This window comes from Ruminiclostridium papyrosolvens C7 (assembly GCF_000421965.1).
In the GTDB taxonomy this organism is placed as follows: domain Bacteria; phylum Bacillota; class Clostridia; order Acetivibrionales; family DSM-1351; genus Ruminiclostridium; species Ruminiclostridium papyrosolvens_A.
This window is the reverse complement of record NZ_ATAY01000094.1, coordinates 134,588-152,757: the sequence shown is the minus strand read 5'-3', so window position 1 is coordinate 152,757 and position 18,170 is coordinate 134,588. Positions and strand designations below refer to the sequence as shown.

Annotated in this window: 19 protein-coding genes and 5 tRNA genes; 17 read left to right on the top strand and 7 right to left on the bottom strand. The window is 36.3% G+C overall.

Features of this window, described 5'->3' with window-relative positions; translation table 11 throughout:
• Positions 1-168: 168 nt before the first annotated feature.
• Together argB and argC are read right to left on the bottom strand one after the other, a co-directional pair.
• The gene (gene argB, locus L323_RS39235; protein ID WP_020817154.1) at positions 169-1,080 is read right to left on the bottom strand and encodes an acetylglutamate kinase; all 912 of its coding nucleotides are present in this window, start codon (positions 1,078-1,080) and stop codon (positions 169-171) included.
• A gap of 48 nt (positions 1,081-1,128) precedes the next feature.
• Entirely contained in the window at positions 1,129-2,070 is a 942-nt protein-coding gene (gene argC / locus L323_RS39230; RefSeq protein ID WP_020817153.1) for an N-acetyl-gamma-glutamyl-phosphate reductase, read from the bottom strand.
• 336 nt (positions 2,071-2,406) lie between these two features.
• Here argC and L323_RS39225 point away from each other — a divergent pair, with 336 nt between their 5' ends.
• On the top strand, positions 2,407-3,525 hold the full coding sequence (locus L323_RS39225) for an ABC transporter ATP-binding protein (RefSeq protein WP_020817152.1): 1,119 nt from the start codon (positions 2,407-2,409) through the stop codon (positions 3,523-3,525).
• Positions 3,526-3,651: 126 nt separating this feature from the next.
• Here L323_RS39225 and L323_RS39220 read toward each other — a convergent pair whose 3' ends face one another.
• The 4 genes from L323_RS39220 to L323_RS39205 form a co-directional block, all read right to left on the bottom strand.
• The gene (locus L323_RS39220; protein ID WP_020817151.1) at positions 3,652-4,245 is read right to left on the bottom strand and encodes a hypothetical protein; all 594 of its coding nucleotides are present in this window, start codon (positions 4,243-4,245) and stop codon (positions 3,652-3,654) included.
• A 122-nt stretch (positions 4,246-4,367) separates the two neighbouring features.
• Complete coding sequence (locus L323_RS39215) at positions 4,368-4,922, bottom strand: DUF2589 domain-containing protein (protein WP_020817150.1); 555 nt, start codon at positions 4,920-4,922, stop codon at positions 4,368-4,370.
• Positions 4,923-4,992: 70 nt separating this feature from the next.
• Positions 4,993-5,490 (bottom strand): DUF2589 domain-containing protein, encoded by a 498-nt coding sequence (locus L323_RS39210; RefSeq protein ID WP_020817149.1) that lies wholly within the window; start codon positions 5,488-5,490, stop codon positions 4,993-4,995.
• 38 nt (positions 5,491-5,528) lie between these two features.
• A complete protein-coding gene (locus tag L323_RS39205) occupies positions 5,529-6,005 on the bottom strand; it encodes a GyrI-like domain-containing protein (protein ID WP_020817148.1) in 477 nt (158 codons plus the stop codon).
• A gap of 275 nt (positions 6,006-6,280) precedes the next feature.
• On the opposite strand from L323_RS39205, the gene L323_RS39200 reads away from it, so the two are divergent.
• The 15 genes from L323_RS39200 to L323_RS39135 all read left to right on the top strand — a co-directional run bounded on the left by L323_RS39200 (position 6,281) and on the right by L323_RS39135 (position 16,106).
• Positions 6,281-7,528: an MFS transporter gene (locus L323_RS39200; RefSeq protein WP_020817147.1), complete on the top strand. Its 1,248-nt coding sequence runs from the start codon at positions 6,281-6,283 to the stop codon at positions 7,526-7,528.
• Between the two features lie 135 nt (positions 7,529-7,663).
• On the top strand, positions 7,664-8,743 hold the full coding sequence (locus L323_RS39195) for a PucR family transcriptional regulator (protein ID WP_020817146.1): 1,080 nt from the start codon (positions 7,664-7,666) through the stop codon (positions 8,741-8,743).
• Positions 8,744-8,794: 51 nt separating this feature from the next.
• Entirely contained in the window at positions 8,795-9,502 is a 708-nt protein-coding gene (gene ftsE / locus L323_RS39190; protein WP_014315148.1) for a cell division ATP-binding protein FtsE, read from the top strand.
• On the top strand, positions 9,471-10,385 hold the full coding sequence (gene ftsX, locus L323_RS39185) for a permease-like cell division protein FtsX (protein ID WP_020817145.1): 915 nt from the start codon (positions 9,471-9,473) through the stop codon (positions 10,383-10,385). Before ftsE ends, ftsX begins: the two co-directional genes overlap by 32 nt.
• A gap of 58 nt (positions 10,386-10,443) precedes the next feature.
• Positions 10,444-11,571, top strand: coding sequence for a murein hydrolase activator EnvC family protein (locus L323_RS39180; protein ID WP_020817144.1), 1,128 nt, complete (start codon positions 10,444-10,446; stop codon positions 11,569-11,571).
• A 140-nt stretch (positions 11,572-11,711) separates the two neighbouring features.
• Entirely contained in the window at positions 11,712-12,947 is a 1,236-nt protein-coding gene (locus tag L323_RS39175) for a S41 family peptidase (protein WP_020817143.1), read from the top strand.
• Between the two features lie 62 nt (positions 12,948-13,009).
• The gene (locus L323_RS39170; RefSeq protein WP_004621484.1) at positions 13,010-13,177 is read left to right on the top strand and encodes a small, acid-soluble spore protein, alpha/beta type; all 168 of its coding nucleotides are present in this window, start codon (positions 13,010-13,012) and stop codon (positions 13,175-13,177) included.
• A 65-nt stretch (positions 13,178-13,242) separates the two neighbouring features.
• Entirely contained in the window at positions 13,243-13,989 is a 747-nt protein-coding gene (locus L323_RS0121270; RefSeq protein ID WP_031342530.1) for a class I SAM-dependent DNA methyltransferase, read from the top strand.
• 255 nt (positions 13,990-14,244) lie between these two features.
• Positions 14,245-14,445 (top strand): cold-shock protein, encoded by a 201-nt coding sequence (locus tag L323_RS39165; RefSeq protein ID WP_015926262.1) that lies wholly within the window; start codon positions 14,245-14,247, stop codon positions 14,443-14,445.
• Between the two features lie 149 nt (positions 14,446-14,594).
• Positions 14,595-15,473, top strand: a complete 879-nt coding sequence (gene hslO, locus L323_RS39160; RefSeq protein WP_020817142.1) for an Hsp33 family molecular chaperone HslO — start codon at positions 14,595-14,597, stop codon at positions 15,471-15,473.
• Positions 15,474-15,618: 145 nt separating this feature from the next.
• Positions 15,619-15,694 (top strand) — tRNA-Val (locus L323_RS39155).
• Between the two features lie 22 nt (positions 15,695-15,716).
• Positions 15,717-15,793 (top strand) — tRNA-Asp (locus L323_RS39150).
• 4 nt (positions 15,794-15,797) lie between these two features.
• Positions 15,798-15,873, top strand: a tRNA-Phe gene (locus tag L323_RS39145).
• 39 nt (positions 15,874-15,912) lie between these two features.
• A tRNA-Gly gene (locus L323_RS39140) sits at positions 15,913-15,987 on the top strand.
• A gap of 44 nt (positions 15,988-16,031) precedes the next feature.
• Positions 16,032-16,106, top strand: a tRNA-Cys gene (locus L323_RS39135).
• A gap of 52 nt (positions 16,107-16,158) precedes the next feature.
• Here L323_RS39135 and L323_RS39130 read toward each other — a convergent pair.
• On the bottom strand, positions 16,159-17,268 hold the full coding sequence (locus L323_RS39130) for a hypothetical protein (RefSeq protein WP_020817141.1): 1,110 nt from the start codon (positions 17,266-17,268) through the stop codon (positions 16,159-16,161).
• A gap of 597 nt (positions 17,269-17,865) precedes the next feature.
• On the opposite strand from L323_RS39130, the gene L323_RS39125 reads away from it, so the two are divergent.
• Positions 17,866-18,141, top strand: coding sequence for a phosphopantetheine-binding protein (locus L323_RS39125; protein ID WP_242835342.1), 276 nt, complete (start codon positions 17,866-17,868; stop codon positions 18,139-18,141).
• Positions 18,142-18,170 lie beyond the last annotated feature (29 nt).

Sequence of the window (18,170 nt, the reverse complement as noted above, 5' to 3'; positions counted from 1 at the left end):
ATATCATCGTTACGTATAATTTATAATTATACATTAATATGCATAAAAATGCAACCAATTTATGTATGTGATTTTCTTTATAAATTAAAACACTTCCTATGCTAAGCCAGTACAGGAAGTGTTAATTGCCTTATAAAATTACTTTAGGCCGGGTTTTAATAATTAATATTAATACAAAGCCTCGTTTTCGTGGTAAAGATGCTTATCTTTCATAATCATTGTACCGATTCCCTTGTAAGTAAAAATTTCTAAAAGAATACAGTGAGGAATACGTCCGTCAATTATATGTGTTCTGCCAACGCCCTTTTCAAGTGCTTCAACACAACCTAAAACTTTTGGTATCATACCTCCGGCAATAACCTTTTTATCAATGAGGTCATAAACCTCGTCAATAGTAAGGGCGGGAATTATTGATTCGCTGTCCTTTGAAGGCTTAACACCTTCTACATCTGTGAGAAGCATGAGCTTTTCCGCTTTCAATGCAGCCGCAATTTCACCTGCTACGGTATCTGCATTTATGTTGTAGCTCTCACCGTCAGGGCCCACGCCTATTGGAGCTACAACCGGTATGTATTCATCTTTTGAGATAAGCTCCAAAACCTTTGAATTAATTTTTGTAATTGTACCAACATAACCTATGTCCCTGAGTTCCCCGTCTATTTCAGTTTTGTATTGTTCACATTCAATGAGCTTTCCGTCGATACCGCACAGGCCTATGGCTTTTCCGCCTTTGTGATTGAGCATTGATACAATCTGCTTGTTGGTTTTTCCAACAAGAACCATTTGAGCAACTTCTATAGTCTGGGCGTCAGTAACTCTTAAACCGTTTACAAACTCACTCTTTACGTTGTAGTTCTGAAGTGCCTTGTTTATGTCGGGCCCGCCACCGTGTACCAACACAGGGTTCATTCCTATATATTTTAAAAGCGTAATATCTTCCATTACTGAATTTTTAAGTTCATCATTAATCATTGCATTGCCGCCGTATTTTATTACAACGGTTTTACCATAAAGTTTCTGTATGTAAGGAAGTGCTTCAATTAATATTTCTGCTTTTTTAATCAAATTATCATAATTCATAAAATTGACCTCCGTTAAATCTGAAATATGGCTCAGATATTTAAATTGTTAAAGTCCGGTATCCTCGTCAAATCCCAACATTATATTCATATTTTGTATAGCGGCGCCGGAAGAACCTTTTCCTAAATTATCTAGAACTGATACAAGCATGATTTGTTCTTCATTTCCCGTAACATAGATTTCAAGGTAGTTTGTATCATTGACACGGGTAGCACCAAGAAAACTGTTGGGAAACTCCTTTTCCATACCCAGTGGCATGACCTTTATAAACTTTTCATTACTATAATAGTCAGCAATGAATTCATAAATCATTTCAACAGAAGGAGTTCCTGAAAGAAGTTTTCTGTATAAAGGAACACATACAGACATACCCTTGAAATAAGAACATACTATGGGAGAAAAAATAGGTGGGTGTTCAAGTCCACTGATAACAGTCATTTCAGGAATATGTTTGTGTGACATACCCAGCGCATAAAGCTGCGGACTTTCAAAACTATGTCCTTCAGGAGATTCGTACTGCGCTATGAGTTTTTTTCCTCCGCCGCTATACCCGGAAAGAGCATGGCAGGTTACAGGGTAATCCTTTGGAAGAATATTTCCTTCAACAAGGGGGTGGACTATACTGATAAATCCTGTTGCATAACAGCCCGGAACAGCAACCCTTTTTGAATTTTGTATCTTCTCACGGTGTCCACTGCTTAATTCAGGCAAACCGTATGCCCAGTCAGGGTCTATCCTGTGAGCAGTACTTGCATCAATAATTTTAGTAGAAGGATTTTCAGTAAGTGATACTGCTTCCTTTGCAGCAGAATCCGGCAGACAAAGAAAAACTATATCTGAATTATTTATGTATTTTTTTCTTTCATTAATATCTTTACGTTTTTCCGGAGCTATTCTTAGTATTTCAATGTCGTTTCTTTTTTCCAATCTTTCGTTTATCTTTAATCCTGTAGTACCTTCACTTCCGTCTACATAAATTTTATATTTCATATAGATTCAATCCTTTCTATATAATATATAGCAGATAGATATATTCACAATAAAATTTCGATATTGAAAATTTATGCATAAAATGAATATTATTTTATAATTATACAATGCGATGCATAAAAATTCAATATAACAGAGGATTTTTATTTTATTTATGCAAATTTTATGCAATACAAGAATTATATTTTTAATACTATACAAAAGTACTAAAAGCAAAAATTTAATTTTGTTAAAAAACAATATGGTTTGTGATAGGTCAGCAGTGTATCATAATATATATAAATCGTGATACGTTGATAACATAAATTTATAAGGATGTTTCAGGGAGGTATAAAAATGGCTAGTTTAAAGCTGAAGAATATTTACAAAAGATATGCAGGTGGGGTTACTGCTGTTAATGATTTTAATCTTGATATTGAACACAACGAATTCCTTGTTCTGGTAGGTCCTTCAGGATGTGGTAAGACTACTACACTTAGAATGATAGCTGGTTTGGAAGAAATTTCAGAAGGCGAATTGTACATTGGAGATAAATTAGTAAATGATGTTGCTCCGAAGGATAGAGATATAGCAATGGTTTTCCAGAACTATGCACTGTATCCTCACATGACAGTATTTGATAACATGGCATTTGGTTTAAAATTGAGAAAGACTCCAAAGGAAGAAATAAAGAAGCGTGTTCAGGAAGCAGCAAAAATCCTCGATATCGAGCATTTGCTTGACAGAAAGCCAAAGGCTTTATCAGGTGGTCAGAGACAGAGAGTTGCGTTAGGACGTGCTATCGTTCGTGAACCTAAAGTATTCTTAATGGACGAACCTCTCTCAAACTTGGATGCTAAACTCAGAGTTCAGATGAGAACTGAGATAGGAAGACTCCACAATAGACTTAACACAACATTTATATATGTAACACATGACCAGACAGAAGCTATGACAATGGGTACAAGAATCGTTGTTATGAAGGATGGATACATCCAACAGGTTGATACACCAACAGCTCTGTATGACAGACCATGCAACATATTTGTTGGAGGTTTCATAGGAAGCCCTCAAATGAACTTTATGAATGCTGTTCTTACTAAGAAAGGAAACGACTTACATCTCGTATTCGGTAAGAATGATATTAAGATTCCTGAAGGTAAGGCTAAGAAATTGGAAGGAACTGATTACATCGGCAAGGAAGTTGTTGTTGGTGTTAGACCTGAGCATCTTCATGATGAGGCAATGTACATTGAATCAATGCCAGACAGTATGGTAGAAGCTAAAGTTGACTTGGTTGAAATGCTGGGTGCTGAAACTTATCTGTATATGATAATTGAAGGTGCAACCGGAACTGTTACTGCAAGAGTTAATGCTAGAACAAAGACTCAGGCTGGTGACGTTATAAAAGTTGCTATAGACGCTAACAAGCTTCATATATTTGACAAGGAAACTGAGCGTACAATTATTAACTAATATTAGTTAATAAGCCGTATGGTTCGGACTAAAAAGAATAAGTTATATTAAAAAATAACGGCCTGATACCTTTAAAAGAGGTGTCAGGCTTGTTTATTTTGTTGGTCTCGTAATGTTTAGTTGTTCTTACCAAGCTACACCGGCTCCCCAGATAACTTGCATGGTATTTGCCGCAAAAAGTCCTCCCATGGCTCCCCATTGTAATGCAACTGTAATGGGATTCGGTGTAGGGTTAACATAAGGGCCTACCATTAGATTATTTGATACCGTACCTCCGGCACCGAGCTGTGTTAATATGAGACGAATCAACAAATGCTCCAGATTTATGACAGCACCGTCAATAATTGCTGTATATGGTGCACCGGCAGCGGGTGCAATGGGAATACTACCGGGTACCGGTGCTGCTGCAGGTACTAGAGGAGGTGCAGGTAAAGTATTCCGACAATGAGCGACCCCCCAGGTTACTCCGATATTAGCTAATATAGCAGGACCGAACCCCATCTCGGTAACGGTAGCAAGTCGTGTTTGAAATCGGTTTTGAATATTTGCCGCTATACCTATGTATCTGTTATTTGTCATGGTATTAACAATTATGTATGTTCCTGCCATGTTCATGGCAAGGGGAAGTGCGGCGACCCCAAAGGCACCTCCTGCAAGGGCAGGAGGTGCCATGCCGGCACAATTGGCGGAGTTGTTTAACGCATAAAATATGTACCCCATTTTTCCTCCTTATCTCGGCCTTTAATACACCTTATAGTAATTTTTAATATAAAGGGTATAGCTATATAAGCTAAATCCGGAGTATAATTGTTCATCAAAATCCGAAGGGCGTGAATTATTTATTATGAACCCTTTGTAACGGAAAGTGGTGCTGTACAGCTTGCCATGATATCCATAAGCTTGCTTAAACCTTCCGTTGGAGGCTGCTGACTTGCTCCAACATGAACTTGATATTTTGCGGTTTGGTTGGTACTTCTGGTATTCTCTCTACTGGAGGATACTTTGCCATGTATTTGTACGGCAAGACCCCAGAAACTCTTATAACTAGCATCTATACTGCCTTCGCTTTGGGAAGTGTCCTTGCTGGATACTACATCAGTAACTTCCATTTGGAAATCGATTGTAACATTATCGATTAGAAGTGACGGAATGGGTACAAGACCGATAAAGGGTGCCTGTACATTTACCTTATTTACCACTATTCCGGCTTCGCTTTCAACAGGACGTTCCAGTTCGAAATTTAATAACCTTGGTGTGCCGTCTTCTTGAAAGGCTATGGTCTGCATAAACTGCCAGGATGCTGATGCAAGCTGAACCTGTGACTGGCAAACTGCCTGAAGAGGAGCGCCTATCAATTCCGCCATTGGCAGATCTTTAAAATTATCTCCTATAGCCATAGAAAAATACCTCCTATTTTTATTATATATTTAACTTCTACCGTAGTAGAAACATTAAAAACAGAACCCTTTAATCTTTGTTGGGTTCACAATGTCTTGGATTAATCTTTTTTATAAATTCATCCAAAAACTTTGATACTCCCTCTGGTGCATCTATTGCTCTGAACTTCATTGAAATATCCACCATATCCGATTGTTTGTCGTTGGGTTTATTTGTTGGAACAACAGAAACGTTAAAGCTTCCTCTGTCAAGAATATCAGCCAAGTTGGAACATACATCCTTTTTGACATTGACCTGGTCAATATGAAGAGACATTTCCAGATCTATTTCCTTTAGAGCTAGTGCAGAGGGATTTATTAAAGTAATTAGGGGTATATCAACACACTTTTCAGAATCTATATTAAATGACTTAGTTATCGGAGTTCCATCCGAATTGAAATATCTCTCAATGATCCTATTATAATGTTGATCCAGAATTTCCTGACTACAATTGACGGAATGCAGCATTCCTCTCACTATGTCGGAAAGAGTTGTATGAATGTTCTTTTCTTTGTTTTTATCAAACATGATATTTTCCTCCATTGTAGAAATGTGTATAATTATGGCTATAAAACAGACGGGTTAACTCCGATATATACATCTATATTCAGATTATCAGCAGGCTGCCTTGATTCAATATTCTTAATATAGACATTATATGCGGTTGTAATCTGCTGGAGATTGTTTTCCTTTATATAGGTAAAAAGATCATTATAGGTTTTATGCAATGTTGCAGGGGTGCCTACGTGTTTAGCATGGACAGCATGTTTGATATGAAAAATATCTTTAAATTTATATTCTACCGGTGAGCTTATTTTTTTGTCTATTGGAACAAGTATCTCCATGTCTATTAAAGGTTCACTCAATCCCGAATCGATGGCAAACGTAGCCGTAATGATTGGACCGGTTTGCTTTAGGCTATTTTCTTTTAAATACTTGGCTATTTTATTCATCTCTTCATTTGCTTGGGACTGCGTGACTTTTCTGCGTAAGGATAAAACATTTTCTGCTTTAAAGCTTTTTTCTCTTTCAATCTGTAACATAAAAATTCTCTCCTTTTACATTTGTAATATATCCGATTTGAGTTAACTATAGAATATAGGTATATTAAACAAATATATTCTTGAGAACGTACGATATTACTAAAAGATTTTAAAGCTTTAAGGTTTGCAAATAATAAACGATTTACAAACAGTGGACGAATTAATTTTGTAAACTCTAATATGTAATTAACAACTGAAATTTTTAACTTAAGATGCTATAATCAATTTGAAACTAAATTTGTATGACAAAGACTCAAAATTAAAGGGAGCGTAAAATGGATAAAACCTATAAAAATACTCTACATGCCTGCTATCTCGGCTACATTTCACAAGCAATTGTAAATAATCTTGCACCGCTTCTTTTTATAATCTTCCAGAATCAATATAATATTTCATTTGAAATGATAGGAAGATTAATATTGATAAATTTTGGTACACAACTTATCGTAGATGCTTTGGCGGTGAGATTTGTGGATAAGATAGGGTATAGAATATCTGTTGTTGCCGCACATTTGTTTTGTGCTGCAGGACTTGTAGGTCTGGGCACATTGCCGGGCTTATTGCCAACGCCATATATCGGTCTGGTCATGGCTGTAGTGCTGTATGCAATAGGCGGGGGCTTAATTGAGGTATTGATTAGTCCAATTGTAGACTCCATTCCCGGTGATGCCAAGGCTTCCGCTATGAGTCTGCTCCATTCCTTTTACTGCTGGGGACAGGTTGCTGTAGTATTAATATCCACATTATTTATTAAAATAGCCGGGGAAGGATTCTGGTATATATTGCCCATAATCTGGGCGGCTGTCCCTGCCTATAACTTTTTTAAATTTATGGGAGTACCCATGGTCCCTGCTATACCCGAGCATGAAAGGGTTCCCGTAAAGCGGTTGCTGAAGTCAAGGCTCTTTTTGATTGCCATGTTACTTATGGTATGTGCGGGCGCCTCTGAATTGGCAATGTCCCAATGGTCATCACTATTTGCTCAAAAAGGTCTCAAGGTGTCAAAAATTATGGGAGATTTGCTGGGGCCGTGTCTGTTTGCAGTATTAATGGGATTGGTGAGGATTCTCTACGGTGTATACGGGCATAAGATTAATCTTAAAAAGGCTTTGTTGGCAAGCAGCGTCTTGTGCGTAATCTGTTATACAACTGCTGTTTTTGTACAGATACCGATTATATCTTTGCTTAGCTGTGCATTATGTGGCTTGTCTGTGAGTCTCATGTGGCCGGGTATTTTCAGCCTTACGTCCGAAAAATATCCCGGTGGAGGTACGGCGATGTTTGGTATTCTTGCAATCTTCGGTGACTTGGGCTGTTCTGTGGGACCATGGGTTGCCGGACTGATTTCCGATTATTCACAAAAATCCGCTAAACTTGTTGAGCTTGGTGCTGTATATGGTTTGGATGCACAACAGGTTGGTCTAAAAACGGGGATATTCGCCGCAACCGTATTTCCGCTTTTAATGATTATCGGACTAAGCTTGTTTAAGAATAAGAATAAGCCTGCAATTATCAACAGATAGTGATATTTGAAGGTCATTAAAAATAAATTTACAATATGCGTTGTAGTAAAAAAAAATGATATAGTGTATAATTCTAATTAATTGTGATACATTTACGGCAATTTACTACGCTCATTTTAAGCAGGGAGGTTTATGATGTCTGTAAAATTATTTCAGACGCTGTCTGACAAATATAGTGAAATACTCGGCAAAGAGGTTGGGGTAACAGATGACAGTGGTGTTGTTATAGCCCATTCGAACTTTCAGATGATAGGACAACAAGACCAGCAAGCTGCTTCTTTTGTACTGGAAAGGGCACAACAAGCACTTATAGACGGGAAATTATATAATAAGGTTATCTTGAAAAATAAGATAGAGTTTATTACTTTTATACAAGCGGCTGATCCGCAGGATTCAAAATTTCTTGAATTATTTACTTTAAATATACTTAATCTTAAAAGCTATTATGATGAAAAGTATGATAAAAATACTTTTGTCAAAAATATTGTAGTTGAAAATATCTTACCCGGTGATATTCTTGTAAGGTCAAAAGAGCTTCATATTGATTATAATGCAATGAGAGTTGTATATCTGATAAACGCCACCAGTGACAAGGATATTCATGTCCATGAAATTATAGAAAGCCTTTTCCCAAATAAAGGAAAGGACTTCGTTGTGGTCATTGATGATGATAATGTGGTTCTTGTAAAAGAGGTCAAGAATAAGGATGACTACAAAGAAGTATATAAACTCGCAAGAGTGATTGTAGATACACTTAATTCGGAACTTATGGTAAAAGCCTATATAGGAATAGGTACTATCATAGATAACCTTAAAGATATTACAAAATCTTATAAAGAAGCTCAGATGTCCATGATAATCGGAAATATATTCAGTGGAGATAGAAATATATTTGATTATAATAATTTGGGTATGGGGCGTCTGATATATCATATTCCAACCACCTTGTGCCAACTTTTCCTTGACGAGGTTTTCAAGGACAACTCTGCAGATTCTCTGGACAACGAGACAATGCTGACAATACAGAAATTCTTTGAGAATAATTTAAATGTCAGTGAAACTGCAAGACAGCTATACATTCACAGAAATACTCTTGTATACAGGCTGGAAAAAATTAAGAGACTCACGGGTCTTGAACTTACCAGCTTTGATGATGCTGTAATATTTAAAGTTGCAATACTTGTCAAAAAGTATCTGGCTAATCTTAACGGTTAGCCTCAGCTGTAAGGCACGGTCACAAAATCCAAACAAGGGAGTTAATTGCAGGTGGTAGAATTTATTGACGTGTATAAAAAATACCCGAACGGTACTGTAGCATTAAAAGGAATTAACCTTAAGATAAATAAGGGGGATTTTGCTTTTATTATTGGCTCCAGCGGTTCAGGTAAATCTACTTTACTTAAACTTTTAATGAAGGAAGAATCCGTAACTCAGGGCGAGGTCATTGTAAACGGGTACCAGCTCTCAAAACTGCATACTCGACAGGTACCATATTTGCGTCGGGGTATAGGCATGGTGTTTCAGGATTTCAGACTTCTGCCCAATAAAACTGTATATGAAAATATTGCATTTGCAATGGAAATAACAGAGTGTCTCCCTCGTGAAATACGCAGACAGGTACCTATGTCCCTTGCACTTGTGGGTTTGAGCCGAAAAGCGAATGCATACCCTCACCAGTTGTCGGGAGGAGAGCAGCAGCGAGTGGCTATTGCAAGGTCTTTGGTAAATAATCCTGCCCTGCTGATTGCGGATGAACCTACAGGAAATCTTGATCCTGAAAATTCATGGGAGATTGTAAAGCTTCTGACGGAGGTAAACCAGAGAGGAACTACTGTTGTAGTAGCTACTCATGAAAGAAGCATAGTCGATGCTATGAAGAAAAGGGTAATAGCCATTGAGAAAGGCAAGATAATAAGGGATCAGCAGAAAGGGCTTTACGTGGATGAAGATACGGAGTTTAAAATATATTCTTAAAGAGAGTTTTAAAAATGCATATAGAAACAAACTTATGTCACTGGCTTCAATCAGTATAATAAGTGCGGCTTTGATTCTTTTTGGAGGGTTTTATCTCATACTTGTCAATCTGAATCACAATCTTGATATATTGTACGCTCAGCCTCAGATGCAGGCATATTGTTTACCTACATTGACAGACCAGCAGATTTCCGGAATAGAGACTGAAATAAAGAATAACAAATATATTGAGAGCTATTCTATAGTGACAAAAAAAGAAGCTTTTGAGCAATTTAAAAAATTTCTTGCCGATGACAAGTCAAACGAGGGTGGGGCAAATATACTTGAGGGCTATGACGAAAGCTCCATGAACGTATCTTTTATAATAAAAGTGAAAGATCCTCAGAACAGCAAGCTTGTGGCAAGTCAACTCCGTGCTTTGGCGGGGATGGAAAATGTGAAATATTCTCAACAAACTATAGACCTCATTGCTACCGTTTCAAGATGGGTGAGAATAGTAAGCCTTGTTCTGATCGGGGTATTATTAATTGTTTCGCTGTTTATAATTTCAAACACAATAAAGCTTACAGTTTTTGCAAGGCGTAAGGAAATAAATATTATGAAATACATAGGTGCTACCGATTGGTTTATTAGATGGCCGTTTATATTTGAGGGAATTCTCATAGGGTTAACCGGTGCATTATTTGCGTTTGTGATTATTTCATATCTTTATGGGTTTACACAGCCAAGAGTAACCAGCAACCTTGCTACATTGGGTGACGGATTTGAAATAATGGATTACAAGTATGTATGGAGTACCCTTGTTTTCTTCTATCTGGGGGTTAGTGCTTTAATAGGTGCATCCGGAAGTGTAATGTCAATCCGTAAGCACCTCCATGTTTAGTATGAATTTATAATTTTAAATAATTAAATTATATACGTATGATAAATAGGGGGGTAAAATGAAAAAACGGTTAACTTTGTTAATGGTTATATTGTACATATTTTCATGTGTAGTTATACCTGCCAGTGCATCCACTTTGGATAAAGCGAAAGAGCAGCAGAAAAATGTCAAAGGTGAGCTTAGTCAGATAGCAGGTGAAAAGAAAGCCTTGTCAAGTCAGATTGAGCAGGGTAAAGAAGACAAGGAAAATCTGGAATCCCAAGCTCAGAAGGCTCAGGGTAATTTGAACAAAAAGTCGGTGGAAATTTCTGATGTTAAGTCGGATATTGAGCGCATTACAAAAGAGATTGAACAGATTGATAAGGATTATAAGGCTAAAACAGAGCTTTTTAAGACTAGAATGAGAATTATGTATCAGAATATGAATCAATCTCCCTTTGAGGTTTTTGTAGAATCAAGGAGCCTGAGTGAATTCTTTTCCAGATTGGAGATAATTTCACTGGTAAAGGAAAATGACAGCAAGCTAATACAGGAGATTATAACAGGAAGAGAGAGCACTGAACTTCAAAAGCAAGATAAGCTGAGAGAACTTCAGGAAAAAAATGAACAGTTAAAAACTTTGACTAATAAGGTTGCCGATATAAAGAGTACAAGTAAAAAGGTTCAATCTGAAATAGAGGCTTCAAAATCGAAGTTGAAAGATCTTGAAAAAAAAGAAGATGAAATGATAGCCTTATCAAAGCAACTGACTAAAAAGATAACCCAGTTAAGCAGTACTACAGCGAAATATGCGGGAGGGGTACTGTCTTGGCCTACACCGGGTTATACAAGAATTTCATCTCCATATGGATATAGGATACATCCTATCTATAAAGTCAGAAAGTTCCATACGGGTATAGATATAGATGCTCCATCAGGTGCAACAATTATTGCTGCCAATAGCGGAAAGGTAATTATGGCGGGCTGGAACGGTGGCTATGGTAATTGTGTCATTATAGACCATGGTGGAGGACTTGCAACACTTTATGCCCATCAGAGCAAAATACTGGTACAGGTGGGTGATTACCTTAAAAAAGGTGATACCGTTGGAAAGGTTGGAAGTACGGGGTTGTCTACGGGACCGCATTTGCATTTTGAAGTCAGAACAAGCGGAGAGACAAAAGACCCGCTTGCTTACTATAAATAAAATATATATTCAGACAAACCCGCATATTATAAATGCGGGTTTAATATTATATTTTTAGACATATCTATTATTGTATACTTAAAAGTCGGAAAATATGGAAGAATATTACTAAGAAAAAAATCAAACAAGAGGTGTTCTTAATGCTGAATATGAAAGACCAAGAAACAAAACGTTTGTTTTCAGTCATAACAATGACAGCAATTGTATGTTTTACAATATCGATTCTGGTGTACGGCGGTTTAATGTATTTTAATGGAAGTTACTCCCTTACTTTTAATAAAAAAAGTGTAGACAGGAGCACTATACTAAAGTTTAACGAGGCAAGGAGCATACTACAGAAAGCTTACTATGAAAATGTAGATACCAATAAGCTTGTAGAAGGTGCAATAAGCGGCATGGCCGATTCCTTGAACGACCCTTATACAGTATATTACAATAAGGAGCAAATGAAATGGTTTACTGGCCTTCAGAACAATACTGAGAATGAGTACGTAGGTGTTGGATTGCCAATAGTACTTGATAAAAACGGAGTAGTAACCGTGTTGGAGCCATATGATAATTCTCCGGCAAAAGCCGCAGGAATAAAGCAAGGGGACAAGATACTTAAAATTGACGGTAAAGACATTACGGGTATCAAGGATGAAACACTTATAGCAAGTATGATAAAGGGCCCTGAAAATACGGAAACGGTTCTTACTATACTCAGAGAATCGGAAAGTAGTACCAAAGATATCACTGTAATGCGAAAAAAGATCAAAGCTCTGGTAAACATTCGAAGTGAAATGATAAATGGCAATATTGCATATATCAAGCTTAAAATGTTTGATAAAAATATCAGCAAGAACTTTATAAGTCAGTTAAACACCTTGGTAAAGCAGGGGGCTAAAGGGTTAATAATAGATGTAAGAGATAATCCGGGAGGATTATACGATGAAGTAGTGTCACTGGCAGACCGGCTTTTACCCGAGGGAACTATAGTATTTACAAAGGACAAAAACGGCAAAAAAAATGTGCAGCCATCAGATGCAACAGAATTAAATATGCCAATAGCAGTACTTACAAACGGCAACAGTGCAAGTGCTTCTGAAATTCTTGCCGGTGCTCTTAAGGACTTTAAAAAAGGAACATTAATAGGAACAAAAACCTTTGGAAAAGGGTTGGTTCAAACAACTTATTCCTTTAAGGACGGCACGGGATTAAAGGTAACAATAGCAAGATATTATACACCCTCCGGTGTTTGTATCCAGGGACAGGGTATAAAGCCCGATATTGAAATTAAATTACCAGATAAGTATAAAGATACAGATGTTGCGGCAATTCCAAGAGAAGATGACTTACAGCTTCAAAAAGCAATTGAGGTTATTAGTCAAAAATAATACCGGATTAGGTATAAATATTGATTATTATCCACATAATACCAACAGGAGGTGCTGATAAAGTGGATAATAATGAAAAATTAAAGTATGAAATTGCTAGGGAACTGGGTTTAATAGAAAAGGTTATGAAAAATGGCTGGAAAAGCCTTACTCCAAAAGAAACAGGACGCATTGGAGGCTTGGTTACAAAAAGGAAAAAAATGCAGGTTCAGGAAAGTCAGCAGATATAATTTGCTGGCTTTCTTGTATATGTTAAGTATAATATGGTACTATTTCAATAATAAAAATCAGAAGGGTGTGTTTAATTATTTATAATAATTTTGCATATGTTTACGATAAATTAACTCTGGATATTGATTATAAAAGATGGGCGGATTATGTTCAAAGTATATTTAGAAAGAATAATCTGAGTGCTTCTATGATACTTGAGCTTGGTTGCGGTACAGGCAGCTTTGGAGTTGAAATGGCCCGCAGGGGGTACGATATGATATGCCTTGATTTATCCTCCGACATGTTGGACTGTGCAGCTGAAAAGGCTGACAAAGAGGATTTAGATATACTTTTATTAAATCAGAATATGTGCAGCTTTGAACTTTACGGAACAGTGGATGCAATAGTATGTCTTTTGGACAGCTTTAATTATCTCACTAATCCTTCACAAATAAATAAAATGTTCAAGTTGGTAAAGAATTATCTCAATCCCGGAGGATTGTTCATTTTTGATGTAAATACACAGTACAAATTTGAAAACACAATTGCCGACAATCTTTTTTATGAAATTAACGATGAGGTTACATATATATGGGAGAATGATTACAACCCAAAGACAAGGAAGGCAAGATTTGATCTTACCTTTTTTGTAAAGAAGGATGGATTGTATGAAAGGTTTGATGAGACCCATTATGAAAAGGCTTACTCCGATAGCGAAATAATGGATTTTATCAAAAAATCAGGTATGGAGTTTGTATCCCGTTTCGGGGAATTAACTTTGAGAAAACCTTCTCCCAGAAGCCAAAGAAATTTTTATGTTTGCAGGAAATAAAATGGTTACATAAATTGTTTGGAATTTACGTTCTCAATTTGAAAGAGATTCCAGAGAAGAAGAGGAATAATTGCCGATAATGGTGAAAAAATAAGCTTGAATCAATTTCATCGGGTGAATAGATTTATAAATGGCATATTATAAGTTAAATATAATTTGACAGTTTAAGTCTTATGTGTTAAACTTCTATATGTTATCAAAAAGTGGCGACGTTGTCGCCGCACAGTTTAGTTATATTTCAGGAGGAATTTTATAATGGAAAAAGGTAGAGTAAAGTGGTTCAACGCTGAAAAAGGATTTGGATTTATCGAAAGAGATGGCGGAAATGACGTATTTGTTCATTTCTCAGCAATCACTATGGATGGATACAAAACACTTGAGGAAGGCTCAGAAGTAGTATTTGACGTTGTTGAAGGAGCTAAGGGTCCTCAGGCTGCAAACGTTCAGAGAGCATAATTATTGCTTTAACTATATACTGAAGTAGCCATTAACGCCCCGATATTATAAATATCGGGGCTTTCAATATATATGGGTCATTTAAGTTCACACATTTAGTAAATATTATGGAATCTGTAACGAATATAGCTACAGAGTACGGAGGATATATGGGTGATTATATAGTAAGGGTAACTGCTGCTCAGGGAACGGTGAGAGCTTTTGCAGCAACGACTACCAAAATGGTAGGACAGGCTTCAGAGATACATGGACTCTCCCCCATAGCAACAGCTGCTTTAGGTAGGACACTGACAGCGGCGGGCATGATGTCCAGGATGCTTAAAGGGGAAAAAGATAAGCTTACCATACAGATAAAAGGGGACGGGCCGTTGGGAGGGATTGTTGTAGCATCTGATTCCAAGGCAAATGTCAGAGGTTATGTGCATAATCCCAATGTTTATCTTCCACTTAACGAACGTGGTAAGCTTGATATAAGAACTGCAATGGGCGAAGGTTATATTAATGTTATAAAGGATATGGGTCTTAAGGAACCTTATGTTGGCCTTTCACAGCTTGTTTCTGGGGAAATAGCCGATGACCTGACATATTACTTTGCAACATCTGAACAAGTACCTTCTACGGTAGCATTAGGAGTATTAATAGATTCTTCGGGAGTAACTAGTGCAGGGGGATTTATAATACAAATGATGCCCGGGGCAGAGGAAGAAACAGTTGCAGCCTTGGAAAAACGTCTTATAGGTTTTCCTCCTATTTCTAAACTCATATCGGAAGGAACAACACCTGAGGAAATATTGAATATGCTTTTAGAAGGTATGGCCCCAAAAATAGTAGAAACAGTTCCTTGTAGTTTCAAGTGTAATTGTTCACGTGAAAGAATGGAGAGAAATCTAATCAGTATCGGTAAAAATGATTTGCTTGAGATACTTGAAGATGGCAAAGGTGCTGAGCTGCAATGCCATTTCTGCAATACAAAATACAACTTTTCTCATCAGGACATTGAGGATATTATAAAGGAAAATGTACAATGATATAATTAATAAAAGCTTGATATTTTAAGCTTTATAGAGTATTTTAAAGTGTATTTAAAATATTTTTAAAAAAAAGACAAAAAACTTGTTGACTTTAATAAGCAAGCAATGTATACTATCAATTGTCGCTCACGGAAATAACCTTGGGAGCTTAGCTCAGCTGGGAGAGCATCTGCCTTACAAGCAGAGGGTCATAGGTTCGAGCCCTATAGTTCCCACCATTTTCCGTGAGAGATACAAATTGGCCCGGTAGTTCAGTTGGTTAGAATGCCAGCCTGTCACGCTGGAGGTCGACGGTTCGAGCCCGTTCCGGGTCGCCAATTTGCCCAGATAGCTCAGTCGGTAGAGCAGGGGACTGAAAATCCCCGTGTCGCTGGTTCGATTCCGGCTCTGGGCACCAAATTAAATTGATAAGTTAAAAGGCTTTTCAATTTAGCATGCGGGTTTAACTCAGCGGTAGAGTGTCACCTTGCCAAGGTGAAAGTCGAGAGTTCGAATCTCTTAACCCGCTCCAAACAAATGAGGCAGATTGCTTATGTGGTCTGCCTCAATATTGATGGCGCCATAGCCAAGTGGTAAGGCAGAGGTCTGCAAAACCTTTATTCCCCAGTTCAAATCTGGGTGGCGCCTCCAGAAGAAAATCCTCAGAAATCTTGAAATACAGATATCTGAGGATTTTTACTATCTACCCGTTAGAACAGCGGTATATAATATAGCTTAATATTTCCTCTTCTCGGTGTATTTCGTTTTCATATATACTTATAATTTTTTTAATAGTATCAGCGTTTTTTAGACAACCATAAATGCTTTTGTAATTGGTTTGAGCCAAAATGCTTTTCATATAAATTGCTTTGGCGGTTTCAAAGCTTTTTTCTATACTTGTATATATTGAGAGAGATTTAGAAAATTTATCATCATTGAAACCATATATTTGACCAAGGAACTCAATTCGCTTTTTCATGAGCCTTTTATGTTCATATAGTAAATGTATATGTCTATAATCTATAGTCCAAGTATCGTCTAATAATCGCTTCAAATGATCAATGACTTCTTTAATTACATTTATCCCATATGTGGCATTTGTTCCCCGGCATACTTTTATTTCATATCTCAGGTCGGATTCATAGCCAATGGAGGATACATAATTTTTCATGTCGGATATTATTTTTGTAAAATTGCACTTATGTTCTTCACCTAAGTTTTTTACTTTAATAAGAACACATGCATATAACCTGACCCATATTGGAGAGGACTCGTATCCGTTTCTACATGATGTGTAAGCTTCTGATACATCTGAATAGGAGTAATGCAAATAATCAAATGTGTTATTATCCTGAAATCCGATTCCCAGAAACTCGTTTGACACATCATCGTATCCATATATAAAGGCTTGAAATATATCATGTCTTTTTAGGTAATTCCTTGAATTGCTGATATAATATTTATCTAAAAAAATCATAAGACAATTGCAAAGACTTACTTTTTCCTTTATTAAGAAAATAATATCATTTTCATTTTTTAAATCATCTGAGGGGATAAATATGTAGTCGGATACATCTTGGGGAAATAGAATATCCTCCAGATAGTCAAGCCATAAATAATCATTTTTATCCTTAATACAATAGAGCTGTGTAAAATGCTCATAAGTCCAATTTTCCTTTTTCCTATCCCATAGAATTGCACACAATGGCAAACTGTAATTTAGGTAGGTGGTGATTTCTCTTTGTAATTTAACATGTATTTCTTTATTGCAGGAACTATATTTTGTAAACCTTGACAAATCATGAATTTCCACCTGTAATTCAACTCCATTCTCAATCATATAAAATATGAGAATTCAGTGTCCCGAGGATTACCATACTGATAATCCGATACCCGGATGAATTTGAGATTTGATAACGGTAGTTGATAGAAAATAGGAAACGTTTAATACTGCCAGCATTTTAACAAATTCAAGGGGAATGGTAAGGCGTATATTAATTCCTAATGGAAGAAAACAAATTTGTCCTAATTATAAACAAATTGTTAAGAGATGTCAATAGTTTACAGAAGTACATAAAACAGTAAATACCATAATTAGGGTATTTGGTATACGAGGATGGTAAGGGAGTCCCAAATAATTGCATATAATGGTAAAATATTGACAAATAGAAATAATATGTATAATATAAAAAAATAAGGTAGTAATTGTTCTTTTCTGTAGAATGTTATTAGCTATATTATGTAGGATTTTGGAAATATATTAAAAATAGAAATATTGATTATGTAAAATTGACTTACTATTTTAATTGATTTTAATGGAAGAGATTATTTACCGATATTGTAAAAAAAATATCCGGCAAATAATGAACTGAATTATATATTTTTTTTAAAAATTATGCTAGGGGGAGATATGATGATTGAACAAATTGAAAAAAATGAAAAGTTGGATGTTGTAGAAAATGAGGTCAAGAAAGCGATTGAAGCAAATTTAGATATGCTTTACAGTGATATTAGACCTGACCTAGATTTAAGCAGTATTAATATTGACTCAATGAGTTTTATTAAAATATGTGCATCACTTGAGACGACATTCAATTTTATATTTGATGATGAAATGCTGGCCATATCTTCATTTAAAACTCTAGAGGACTTTATATCCTATGTAAAATCCCGGGCACAAATATAAGTAGGTTTCAACAAGGAATAGCCTTTTTT